Consider the following 13099-nt stretch of genomic DNA (forward strand, 5'->3'; position numbering starts at 1 on the left):
CAGATTAATTTATTTGAACGCGCATGTACTTACCGGGCAGGTCTGGATTTTCGATAAACCAACCCGGGTTTCCAGCATGATCCCGTCCTAACTTCGCACCGGGAACCGGGGGCGCATCCGACGAGAGATACGGTAATGAACTAGTTTTGAGCGGACTTGACGGGCGGTTTCTTTTGAAAAAACCGGCTTCGATCAGTTGATTAATGCTTTCAATGCAAACCTGAATAATCAGATCAATTTCCTGATCGGTATGGGCCGCCGTGATAAAACACGGAAAACCGTCCAGAATGTGAATGCCATTCTCCCGCATGAGCGTAAACAGCAATTCGCTGTACGGTATTTCTTCCTGAAACTTCAGTTTCCAGAGCGACCCGAACTGCGCGACAAAAATCGGAAGCTGCTGCCGCTCCAGTTCCGCATTCAGGGCCTGGGCAATTCGTTCGGCTTTGCGGGTTAGTCCTTTCTGTAAATCCGGCCCCAGCGCCTTCATGTGTTGCAGGGACGCTTTGGCGGCTGCCAGCGCCAGCGGATGTCGTACGAACGTGCCGGCAAAATACGTAACGCCGGTTTCGGGAAACGAATCATCACCGTATTGCCAGAAACCTCCGTCGAGGGCGTCCATCCATTCTTTTTTACCGGCGATAACGCCAATGGGCAATCCGCCCCCCACTACTTTTCCGTACGAAGCCAGGTCAGCCTTGATACCAAACATCGCCTGTGCCCCGCCCGGATGCATACGGAAACCGCTGATAACCTCATCAAAAATCAGGGCGGTTCCGGATTGAGCCGTAATGGTTCGCACCTGTTTCAGAAATTCGACGGGCCGGAATTCGGGCCGACGGCTCTGGACCGGTTCCACCAGAACAGCCGCCAGTTTGTGCGCCCGTTCCCGAATGATTCGCAGGCTTTCGTCAGTGCCATAATCCAGAATCAGCATGTTTTGCACGGCTTCCAGCATGATACCCGAAGCCGCCGGGAAAGATTTCAGTTTCCGGGTTCCCCGCACAATGACTTCGTCCATAATACCGTGATAAGAGCCCGCAAACGCCACGATCAGCGAACGGCCCGTCACGGTGCGGGCAATCCGTATCGCGCCCAGGACGGCTTCGGAGCCGGTGCTGCACAGGGCCGCCCGGTCGAGTCCCGTAAATTCACAGATCAGATCGCAGACTTCACCGGCCAGTTCATGCTGTGGACCAATTTCGTAGCCTTTCTCAATCTGTTCGTGCAGTGTTTCCTTCAGAAAGTCAGGTTGATAGCCAAACAGGTTGGAGCCAAAACCATTCAGGGCGTCGATGTACTCATTGCCGTCAATGTCCCACAAGCGGCTTCCTTTCGATTGGTTCATAACCAGCGGATACACAATTTCCTTCGTCAGCGGTTTGAAACCCGAAACCACGCGCGGATCGGCCATGGTGGCGCGGTGTTGCTGGGAGTAGGCTTTACTGCCGCCTGTTTTCTGGTTGTAGCGTGCCGTAAGCTCTCGTAAAAAAGTCTGTTGGCGCGCCGTAAGCTCGGTTACTTTCCGGTCGATCCGGGCAGTGGCTCCAAACGGTTTTTTGATCTCAATGGCTTCTTCGGCGGTCAGATCGGGCGACTCGGCTGCAACGGGTTTTGCCGTAGAAACCGCTTGCCCGTTTGGGGCAACAGAAGCAACGGGTACAGGAGGAGCCGCCGGAAGGGCCGGACCCTCGCCCTGGAGTAACGCTACCTGTTTGGCGAGAATCTGTAATTGCTGCGCAATCAGGCCCAGCGCCGAATCATTGCCCACGGGAACCGAAGGCGTGGTATGCTGTGTGACGGCCACGGGCGCTACAGTGGGTGTTGGGGCAGGGGGCGGCATTACCGGCGCGGGCTGGAACGCTTCAAAGGGTAAATTCCGGTCCAGATAGGTCGCCAGCTGGTCAAGGGTCGCGTATTCATCGTTTAGTTTCCGGAAGGTAATGGGCAGGCCGAACGCTTTTTTCAGGGTAGCCGCTACCTGCGTCAGCAGGAGGGAGTCGAAACCCATTTCCAGAAAAGTCTGATCGGGGGAAATACCGTCCATTTCGATACCCGATGCGTCTTCCAATAGCTCTTTAACCTTCGTCAGTAAGGTGGTTTTTCTCATGATACGTTCTTGTGGAGGTGGCGAGGTTTGCACCACGGCGGGAGCGGATATCGGCACTGGAGATGGCAAAGCGGGTGGGGTAACTTTCGGTGGATCAAGCCAGCAGCGTTTCCGGTCGAACGCATAGGTTGGTAAAGTCAGTTTCCGACGCTCCTGGGCCGCATAAAATGCCTGCCAGTCCGGTTGCAGGCCTGCCAGCCAGAGCTGCCCCAGGGCCTGCAAAAGCGTTTGGATTTCAGTTTCAATACGTTGATTGGTTCCGAGACTGGTAACGACGATGTCGGTTCCTGCCTGGGGATGTTGCCGCGCCAGCGTAGACAGCACGTTGCCCGGACCAACTTCCAGACAAACCGGATTGGGCTGCTCCCGAACCACGCCCATAGCGTCGGCAAAGCGGACGGTTTGCCGCAGGTGGTCGGCCCAATACGTGGGGTCGGTGGCCTGGGCGTCGGTGAGCCAGGTTCCGGTTACGGTCGATACAACGGGTTTGCGGGGACGGTTTAGCGGTACCGTGGCCACAATTTCCCGGAATGGCGCGACAATCGGGTCCATCATCGCCGAGTGGAAAGCGTGGCTGGTCAGCAGAAGCCGGTTCGCAATCCCCTTTTCATTCAGCCGGTTGGCAAAGTCTGAAATGGCCTCATGGCAACCGGCCACCACACAGAGTTTCGGGCTGTTGATGGCGGCCACGGATAAGTTGGCCGGTAAGATTTCCCGAAGTGCTTCGGCTTCCAGCCGCACCGAAAGCATACCGCCCGTCGGTAGTTCGCTAACGAATTGGCCACGAATGGCGATGAGTTTCAGCGCGTCGGCCAGCGTGAAAACTCCGGCCAGATGAGCGCCCACAAACTCGCCGATGCTGTGCCCGCAGAACATACTGGGTTCGATGCCCCAACTCATCCACAACCGCGCCAGGGCGTATTCCGTAACAAAAAGCGCGGGTTGCGTATATCGTGTATTTTTCAAACGATCTTCCGCTTCTGCATCATCGTTCGAAGCATAAATGACGGAACGAATATCGGTTTGCAGATACGGTTTCAGCAAGTCTGCACACGTATCAACCGCCTGCCGGAACACGGATTCGGTTTCGTATAACTGACGACCCATGTTGAGGTACTGCGCTCCCTGGCCCGGAAAAAGGAAAACCACCTCAGCCGGTTTTTCCGTAACGGTTTTCACCTGCGACGAAACCGGCACGTCCAGAAGACGGTTTTCGGGAGATTCCGCGTCAGTAGGCAAAACCATAAAACGGCGCTGACTCCAATCCGGTCGGGTGGTTTGCAGCGTAAAAGCCAGATCGGCCAGACGGGTAGCCGGGTTTTGCCGGAGGTACGGTGCCAGCTGCTGGGCGTAGGCTTCCCGGCTGGTAGTGGTTTTGGCCGACCAGGTCAGCAGTTGAAACGCCCGACCCGGTGACGAAACCGGTTCTTGCTGCTCAAATTCTTCCAGAACGACGTGCACGTTCGTACCGCCAACGCCAAATGAACTTACACCCGCCCGGCGCGGCCCGTCCGAGGGCCAGTCGGTCAGGCGGGTATTGACAAAAAATGGACTGTTGGCAAAATCAATGTGCGGGTTGGGTTTGGAAAAACCGATGGACGCCGGAATCTGGCGATGGTGCAGGGCCAGAACGGTTTTGATAAAACCGGCCACTCCGGCAGCCGCCGTCAAATGACCCATATTGCTTTTGATGGAACCGATAGCGCAGGATTGCGGGGGAACCGCAGGGCCGAACGCCATCGTCAGCCCTTCAATTTCGATGGGGTCGCCAAGCGGGGTGGCGGTTCCGTGGGCTTCCACATACTGAATGGTAGCGGAATCCACGCGGGCGTCGGCCAGGGCTGCGGCAATCGCTCCGGCCTGCCCTTCGGCACTGGGGGCCGTGAAGCTGCCTTTCCCCGCGCCGTCGTTATTGACGCCAATTCCTTTGATGATGGCATAAATCCGGTCGCCGTCCTGCCGGGCGGCATCCAGACTTTTCAGTAACACAACGCCCGCGCCGTCGCTGAAAACCGTGCCACTGGCGTCGGCATCGAACGAGCGGCAATGACCATCGCGGCTGAGCATGGCACCTTCTTCGTACAGATGCCCGCTGTTGATGGGAGCCGTCACGCTCGCACCACCGGCCAGAGCCAGATCGCACTGACCGTTCCGGATGCTTTCCACCGCCAGCGTAATGGCCAGCAGCGAGGTGGAGCAGGCCGAATACACGCTGACTGCCGGTCCTTTTACATTCAACTGGTAGGCGGTTCGGGAAGCGAGATAGTCCTTTTCGTTCACCGCCATGATTTGGAAACTACCAAGCTGATCGTGAATCGGCTGATTGCCGTGGACATTGTTCAGGTAATACGTATTGTTGCCGCAACCGGCAAAGACCCCAATGCTATCCTGGTGATATTGAGGGAGATATCCGTTCTGTTCCAGCACTTCCCAGGCAATTTCCAGAAAAATACGCTGCTGCGGGTCCATCGCTTCGGCCAGCCGCGGATTTAAGCCGAAAAAAGCCGGGTCGAACTGATCGGCGTGACGGAGCGTACCGCGGGCTTTTACGTAATTTGGGGCCGTTTTAACCGCGTCCGGGATGGAAACATCCAGTTCGGAATCGCTGAAAAACCGGGTGGTTTCCTGGCCCTGCTTTAGCAAATCCCAAAGTTCAGCAACGGTATCAGCACCCGGAAAACGGCCCGCCATCCCGATTACCGCAACGTCCTGCGGGTGTTGCCGGTTTACGATTCGGGTTTTTGCATTTGGTGCTACTGTATTTTGTTCGCCGTCCATAAACCGGCAGAGCGCCCGGACGGTGGGGTAGGTGTAAATTTTTGTTACGGACAGGTCGCGTTTGAATTGCTGCTTAAGCAGGCTGACGCATTTGACGCTCAGAATGGACGTGCCGCCGAGTTCGAAAAAATTGTCGTCCAGACCCACCTTATCAAGCTGGAGCAGGGTGGCCCATACCGTAGCGACGGTCTTTTCTGTGGACGTAACCGGAGCCACAAACAGGTTGTCGATTGCTGAACGGTTGGTTTCGGGCTTCGGCAGTAACCGGCGGTCGACTTTGCCGTTGGGAGAAAGCGGTATACTGTCGATTTCAATTAATAAAGCCGGAATCATAAAGTCCGGTAACCGGCTTTTCAGAAAAGCAAACAGGCTACTTTTGTCGGCCTTACCGCTGCTGACGTAGTAAGCCACTAGCCGTTTTTCAGACAACGCACTTTCATCGACATGGGCCGCACACTGGCTGATGCCCGGGTATTGAATCAGCACATTTTCAATTTCACCCAGTTCAATCCGGAATCCCTGAATTTTTACCTGTTCGTCAATCCGGCCCAGGTATTCAATATGGCCGTCGGGATGCAGACGACCCAGATCACCGGATTTGTACATCCGGGCACTTTTATCCGTTGAAAAAGGGTCCGGTAGAAATCGTTCACGGGTTAGTTTCTCGTTGTTGAGATATCCCCGGGCTACCTGCACCCCGCCAATATAAATCTCGCCTTCCTGACCCACCGGAACCGGGTTCATGGCCGAATCGAGCAGGTAAATACAGACGTTCGGCATCGGTTTGCCAATCAAGACGCCATTCGGAAAAACCGGGATGCGGTCCTGCGTCGAAAACCGGTACGAAATGCAGCCAACCGTTGCTTCCGTAGGGCCGTATTCGTTAATGATCTCTGCTTCGATCTGATTATCAATCAGAAACTGGAAATGCCGCGGATGCAGTGCTTCACCTCCCACCACGAAGGTTTTGGAGACTTGCGGGGCCTGTTTATGATTGGAACTCTCCACCAGCAGAAGCTGGGCGGGCGTCAGTTTCAAAAAATCAAACGGAGCCTGCTGGACTAAAAGCTCGTCGTTAAAAACATCGAGTGGCCCGGACGAACTCACCACAATGGGCTTTCCGGTCAGCAGGGGCACAAACAAAGCCGTTAGCGACGCATCAAACGTCAGCGGCAGGTGAAAATAACTGCCGGACTGGTGGGCAGACGAAGCGTATTGCTGGATACTGTTTTGAACGTAGTTACGGATTGATTGGTGTTCTATCAAAACACCTTTGGGCTTTCCGGTTGACCCGGACGTATAAATGACGTAGGCTAAATTTGAAGGCGAAAGCGGAATCGGGGTAGTTTCCTCGGCGTAAGCGTAACTGGTTTCGTTGGTGTAATCGATCTCAATAAGAGCCGTCGCGGAGCGATCTGTTAAGGCATCCGCCAGTTTCGGGCTGGACTGGCTGCTGCACAAAATCAACGGCATGGCCGTATCCGTCGCGATGTACTTGATTCGTTCGGCGGGATAGGCCGGGTCGATGGGGACGAAAGCCGCGCCCGCTTTCAGAATGGCCATAACGGCCGTTATCATTTCTGCCGACCGCTCCAGGCAAACCCCAACGAACTGCTCGGGCTGTATGCCTTTAATGAGTAGGGAATTCGCTACTTGAGAAGACCGGCGATGGAGTTCACCAAACGAAATAGACCGCTGCGAATCAATGATGGCAGGTGCTTCCGGGGTCCTTAATGCTTGTTGTTCAAATACCTGATGAATTAAAAGAAAAACAGGTTCATTCTGAAAAACCTTAGAATCATCAGAAGTTTGCATGCATTTAATTGTTTTCGCGCTGAACAATTAAACCGTGCAAATTTAATACCAACTTTTTCGTAAGAATAGAGGAATTCTACTTATTTACTGGTTAAGTAATTGTCCAATTTTCCAGCGATTTCAGGTAATGGCTGTCAACTTCAGCACCCAGGCCGGGCTGGTCTGATAATCCGATGTGGTAACCGGTATAAACGGCTCCGCCAATCACCGGGTCGGTAGCGTGCTCAAAAGGTGCGTCCAGATCAAAAAAAGTTACATTCTGACGGGCCGAAGCAAAGTGAGCCTTGGCCGTTATGGCCAGGCGGGATTCCGACATGCACCCAATCATGCACGGTATACCGGCGGCTTCGGCAATGGCGTTAATTTTCAGCGCGTTGAAAATTCCCCCGCTTTTGGAAAGTTTGATGTTGAAGTAATCAACGGCTTCTTCCTGCGCCAGCCGGAGGGCGTCGCGGTGGCTGAACAGCGACTCATCGGCCATGATGGGCACGGTGGTTTTTTCGCGAAGGCGTTTCAGATCGGCGATGGCCCCCTGTTTGACCGGTTGTTCGCAGTATTCGATGTTCCAGCCCTGAATGGTTTGCAGGACGTTCACCGCTGTCGGGTAATTCCAGCCCTGATTGGCATCCGTCCGGATCGGAATGGTATCGCCAACGGCTTCCCGAATGGCTTCCACGCGCCGGATGTCGTCGCGCAGGTTGGTGCCCAGTTTTACCTTGATGGCCACACCGCCCTGCGCCTGAATCCGGACGGCATCGGCGGCCATGCGTTCGGGGGTGTTGATGTAAATCGTTTCGTCGGTGATTAGCGCCCTCTGCTTTCCGCCCAGAAAAGCGTATAACGGCATTCCGGCGGCCTGGGCGGCCAGGTCGTAAAGCGCCATGTCAAAGGCACTTTTGATGGTTGGGTGGTTGGGTAGGTACGCATCCAGCCGGTTCAGGTTTCCTTCCAGATCCAGCGCATTGTGGCCGATCAGCAGTTTGGCGAAATCCTGTGCGGCAGCAAAACCGGTTTCCTGCGTTTCGCCGACAATCATCCAGAACGGCGAGCCTTCGCCCCAGCCCGTGAGCCCGTCGGCATGAATGCGGATAAGTAAATTGCGGGCGTTTTCAATCGTTCCCAGCGAAATGGCAATGGGCGCCTTGAGCGGAATGTTGTACTTGAAAACGTCGATCTGATTGATTTTCATCGCAATGGTCCGGGGGCGTTACTGCGGAAATTGTGACTTATCCAGACCCGGAATAATCCGCAGGGCGTTTTTGTAGTACACTTTTTTCAGCACTTCATCCGGCAGGGCCATGCCGTACATCCGCCAGAAGGCGTGGTACTTTTTGTGGTAGGGAAAATATTCGTCGTCCGTTTCCAGCACGCGGAAATAGGTCGCGTATTCCGACGGAACCCAGCTGTCTTTACCGAACAGAATCCGGTCCTGGTGCTTCTCGAAGAATTTCCGGGCAGCCCGGGGCTGACGACCGAGTTCGGCAATGACGGCCCCAATCTCAAGCATCATATTCGGGAAGGCATTCATTAAACTGTCCAGTTTAACGAGGTCGTTCGGATACCAGCCCATGTGGGCGTTAATGAAGGTGGTTTTCGGGTGTTTCCGAAACACGTTGTGCTGCTCGGCAATCAGTTGTTCAAAGGAAACCGGGTTGGTATCGGACCGTTTACGACCGGGATGCGTTTTCAGTTCGAGCCAGCGTTCGTTGAAGCGGTCCATCGGGTCCCAGAACGATTTCGGGTCGGCGGTGTGAATCAGGACCGGCACCCCGAGTTGACCGCATTTGGCCCAGATTGGGTCCAGTCTCGGATCATCCACCTGCACACGTTTTCCCTGATTGTCTTTCACGTTAAAGCCCAGACTCTTATAAATTTTCAGCCCTTTTGCCCCCTTTTTAACATCTTCTTCCAGCATTTTTACCGCTTTTTCGGTCCAGCCCGGTTCGCCCAGACTGGCGAAGTTGATGTTGGTGAAAATAGCCAGCCGTTTTGGGTTTGTTTTCTGAATGTTAGCCAGGGTTTTGTTCAGAAAATTGGTGCTTTCGGCCACATCCGAGGTAAAACCGCGCCCGCTCAGGTTGATCATGATGCCCATATTCAGGCTATCCATTTGCGACACCAGAGTCCGCAGATCGGTCGCATCCATCTGATACTGGTGGTTGTGAACGTCGATGAACGGGTATTTGGCGCGGGTCAGTTTGTGTTCCGGGGTCTTGAGCGTCGAAACCGGTTCGTATTCTTCAAAATCAATCGGGCCGCTGGGCGTCGCTACTTTGGGTTGGGCGTGGGCCGTAGCCAGCGTCAGGGTCAGGGCGGAAAGCGCAGTGTAAAAGCGGAGGTTTCGGAGCGATGCTATCATATGAGATCAGGAAAAACGTGTACTAAAACCATTCGCCAGGGCGAGTCAGGAATAAATCAGGGCGACGCAAAAAGCCGCAATACCTTCTTTTCGGCCGACAAACCCCATGTGTTCGGAGGTGGTAGCTTTAATCGAAATATCGTCTTCCGGTACGTTCATCACGCCCGATAAACAGGTCTTCATGGCCGGAATGTGTGGGTTGAGTTTAGGCTCCTGCAACACCACCGTTACGTCAACGTTCGAAACTTCGTAACCTTTCTCCCGAATCATGCGCATCACCTCGGCCAGCAGTACCTTGCTGTCAACGCCCTTCCAGCGTGGGTCCTTATCGGAAAAATGGTAGCCGATGTTGCGCAGATTGGCGGCTCCCAGCAACGCGTCGCAGATCACGTGGCAAATCACATCGGCATCCGAATGGCCCTGTGCGCCGTGTGTATGCGGAATTAAAATACCGCCAAGCCAGAAATCCCGGCCTTCGACCAACTGATGAACGTCGTATCCCTGTCCAACGCGAATTTTCATAGTAAGCGGCCCGGCCTACGCGGCTCGATAATATAAGGTGGAACGGTTTTCTTTCCGAAGGAGGTTTTGGGCAGTTGCCTGAATCTGGTCCGGCGTGACGGCCTGAATCCGTTCGGCTTCCTGATTCACCCAATCAGCATTGCCCGCGTTGGCGGCATACGCCAGATTCATGGCCCGGTTCAGCAGTTCGACTTCGGAGAAAACCAGCGTTGCTTCGGCCTGATTTTTTACCTTGGCCAACTCCTCCTCCGGCATCGTCTGGCTGATGATCTCATCAACAACCGCTTCGATGGCCGCATCGGCTTCTTCCAGCGAAACGCCCTGGTTCAGCGATCCGCTGATGACGAGCAAACCGGGGTCCAGCGATCCGGTGGCGTGTGCCGAAACATTGGTAAAAAGGGCCTGTTCTTTCAACAGCTTCTGGTACAGGCGCGACGATTTTCCGCGTCCTAAGACATCACTGAGCAGGTCGGCCCGGTAATAGTCGTCGGAAAAACGGCCCGGCATATGATACACCTTATACAGGGCGTTCAGCGGCACGTCGGCCACGGTTTCCAGAAAGCGCGATTCGGTCTGAACCGGCTCCTGCGGTAACGTACGAACCGGTGTTTTTCCCATCGGAATGGGCGCAAACCACTTCCTGCATAGCTGCTTTACCTGCTCCACCGTAACGTTTCCGGCGACCACCAGCGTAGCGTTGTTGGGTACATAATGCGTATAGAAAAACTCCTTTACGTCGTCGAGGGTGGCATTTTCGATGTGGCTGATGTCCTTGCCGATGGTAGCCCACTGGTACGGGTGTACTTTGTAGGCCAGCGGACGGAGTTTCAGCCACACATCGCCGTAGGGCTGGTTGAGATACCGTTGTTTAAACTCCTCAATCACCACCTTTTGCTGCACGTCCAGCACCGCCGGGTCGAACGAAAGACTCAGCATCCGGTCGGATTCGAGCCAGAACGCCGTTTCGAGGTTGGCGGATGGGAGTGTGATGTAGTAATTGGTAATATCGGGTGAGGTAAACGCATTGTTCTCGCCCCCTACTTTCTGCAATGGTTCGTCGTAGACCGGAATGTTTTTGGAGCCGCCGAACATCAGGTGTTCGAACAAATGAGCAAAACCGGTTTTATTCGCATCTTCGTCGCGCGACCCGACATTGTACAAAATATTGACCGTGGCCATCGGGCTGGTCGGATCTTCGTGAACATAGACCTTCAGGCCGTTATCCAGAACAAAGTGCTCATATTGAATCATAGCAAACTTTTTCGCCGGGGGTGTCGTTAGGCGTTTTGAGAACAAACAAAAATACGCGGCAAATCCTTCTCTTCAAAAAAGAACATTCCGGTACCGTCGTAACACACCATCTCATGAAAAGAATCCTTTTACTCCTGTTTCTCTCTGTACCTGTTCTCTCGCAGGCTCAGCTACTTGAGGACGCTGCTATTCAGCAAGTTATTTTAAAAGCGACGGATAAGATTTACAATTACGAATTCGACGAAGCTGAAGAATATATCCGGGTGGTGAAAGCCAAATATCCACAGCACCCGGTGGTTCCGGTCATGAAAGCCATTCAACTCTACTGGCAGTATCTGCCGCTGAAAGAAAACAAAGCCGCTACTACCCAGTACGTCAACTACCTGAATCAGGGCATTGCGTTGTCGAAAAAACTACTGGATCGCAACGGGAATGATCCGGAAGGTGTCTTTTTTTCGCTGGCGTCGCATGGGTATCTGGCCATGAAGTATCACTACGACGATGAGACGCTGAAAGCCGTTGGCGAAGCACAGAAGGCGTATGGGTATTTGAAAAAGGGCTTTAAACTGATGGAAAAAAATCCGGAATTTTATTTCTCAACCGGACTTTATAATTATTATCGCGAACGGTATCCGCTGGATCATCCGGCGTCAAAACCGTTGCTGATTTTCTTTCAGGATGGTAATATGCCGTTGGGCATGAAGCAAATGGAAACGGCCATTCGGCAGGGCATTTTTACCCGAACCGAAACTGCCATTTACCTGGGTCGTATTTACCTGGAACACGAAAGCCAGCCTGCGCGTGGGGCTGCGGTCATGAAACCGTTGGCTGATAAATACCCGCAGAACCCGATTTTTAATCTGATGGAAGCCGAAGCACTGGTGCTGGCCGGTCGCTACCGTGAAGCCCAACCGTATATTGACCGGATTCAGAAGTTTCCGCAGAAATTTCTGACCATGCCGGTGGATGTGCTGGAAGGGTTGGTGGCCGAAAAGATGAACGGTGATCTGAAACGGGCGGCTGAACTGTACCAGGCCGCTATCAAATTGCCGACCAACGATGTAAATACCAAAGAATTTGCGGCTCAGGCCTACAGCGGTCTGGCGCGCATTGCTGCCCGGGCGGGCGACCAAAACCGAGCCAAGGCGATGTACAAAAAGGCCCTGAGCGTGGCCGAATACAAATCGACTATCCGGGAAGCCAAAACGTATCTGAAATCCTGATCACCCATTAGCATGAAACGCCGGACTTTTCTGAAAGCTTCGCTAGTTGCCGGATTTGGGCCGGTTTTAGCTAAAAAACCGCTGGTTAACACTGTTAGGGGACCTATCCGGGCGTCAGAAATGGGGTTGACGCTCATTCACGAACACATTCTGGTTGATTTTATCGGGGCGGATAAAACGAGCCCTGATCGCTGGAAACGCCCGGAAGTGGTCGCAAAAATGCTTCCTTATTTGCAGAGCCTGCGGAATCTGGGCGTCCGAACGCTGGTCGAATGCACACCGGCTTATCTGGGCCGCGATCCACTGCTGCTGAAAGAATTATCCGAAAAATCGGGTGTTCAGATGTTAACCAATACCGGTTACTACGGCGCGTCGAATGACAAATACCTGCCTGCCCACGCGCGAACCGAAACCGCCGACCAACTGGCCGACCGCTGGGTGGCCGAGTTTGAACACGGGATCGAGGGAACCGGTATCCGGCCTGCTTTCCTGAAGATCAGCGTCAACCCGGGGCCCTTGTCTGAATTACACCGCAAATTGATTACGGCTGCGGCCCGTACCCACAAGCGCACCGGCCTGACCATTTATTCCCATACGGGCCCCTACGTTCCGGCGTTCGAGCAGATCGAGGTGCTGAAGCAGGAGGGCGTTGATCCGGCGGCTTTTGTGTGGGTTCATGCGCAGGGCCAAAATATGGTGCATTACGCCCGGGCCATTCGGGAAGGGGCCTGGGTGAGTCTTGATGGACTGGACAGGAGCAATGTTGGCCAGTATATGGATAACCTGCTGCTGCTGAAAGAAAATGGGCTTCTGCACCGCACGCTTCTCTCTCACGATGCCGGTTGGTATGACCCGGACCAGCCCGGCGGGGGCGGTATTGACCGGGACTATACGGTTTTGTTCAGGCAGTTGATGCCGGAGCTAAACCGGAAAGGCTTTACAAAGAAAGACTGGAAGCAACTCCTGATCGACAACCCGGCAAAAGCGTTGGGAGTTAAGAGTTAAACGCGCGTCAGCCAACTCATCACTCTTCATTCTTAA

7 protein-coding genes are annotated in these 13099 nt (G+C 54.0%); 2 read left to right on the forward strand and 5 right to left on the reverse strand.

All coding sequences use genetic code 11. The annotated features are described in order from the left end of the window. Positions 1 to 4: 4 nt before the first annotated feature. From LX87_RS16530 to LX87_RS16550, 5 genes are all read right to left on the reverse strand, one after another. A complete protein-coding gene (locus tag LX87_RS16530; protein WP_111629379.1) occupies positions 5 to 6703 on the reverse strand; it encodes a polyketide synthase in 6699 nt (2232 codons plus the stop codon). A gap of 91 nt (positions 6704 to 6794) precedes the next feature. Further along, positions 6795 to 7892 (reverse strand): dipeptide epimerase, encoded by a 1098-nt coding sequence (locus tag LX87_RS16535; RefSeq protein WP_111629380.1) that lies wholly within the window; start codon positions 7890 to 7892, stop codon positions 6795 to 6797. A gap of 18 nt (positions 7893 to 7910) precedes the next feature. Further along, entirely contained in the window at positions 7911 to 9062 is a 1152-nt protein-coding gene (locus LX87_RS16540) for an amidohydrolase family protein (protein WP_111629381.1), read from the reverse strand. Between the two features lie 45 nt (positions 9063 to 9107). Then, positions 9108 to 9584 carry a 2-C-methyl-D-erythritol 2,4-cyclodiphosphate synthase gene (ispF, locus tag LX87_RS16545; protein ID WP_111629382.1) on the reverse strand — a complete coding sequence of 159 codons (477 nt, stop codon included), beginning with the start codon at positions 9582 to 9584 and terminating at the stop codon, positions 9108 to 9110. Between the two features lie 15 nt (positions 9585 to 9599). Next, positions 9600 to 10835 carry a M16 family metallopeptidase gene (locus LX87_RS16550; protein ID WP_111629383.1) on the reverse strand — a complete coding sequence of 412 codons (1236 nt, stop codon included), beginning with the start codon at positions 10833 to 10835 and terminating at the stop codon, positions 9600 to 9602. Between the two features lie 113 nt (positions 10836 to 10948). Between LX87_RS16550 and LX87_RS16555 the strand changes: the two genes are divergently transcribed. After that, positions 10949 to 12058, forward strand: coding sequence for a tetratricopeptide repeat protein (locus LX87_RS16555; protein ID WP_111629384.1), 1110 nt, complete (start codon positions 10949 to 10951; stop codon positions 12056 to 12058). 12 nt (positions 12059 to 12070) lie between these two features. Then, on the forward strand, positions 12071 to 13063 hold the full coding sequence (locus tag LX87_RS16560) for a phosphotriesterase family protein (protein ID WP_111629385.1): 993 nt from the start codon (positions 12071 to 12073) through the stop codon (positions 13061 to 13063). Positions 13064 to 13099 lie beyond the last annotated feature (36 nt).

It is taken from the genome of Larkinella arboricola (assembly GCF_003259745.1).
GTDB classification, from domain to species: Bacteria; Bacteroidota; Bacteroidia; order Cytophagales; family Spirosomataceae; genus Larkinella; species Larkinella arboricola.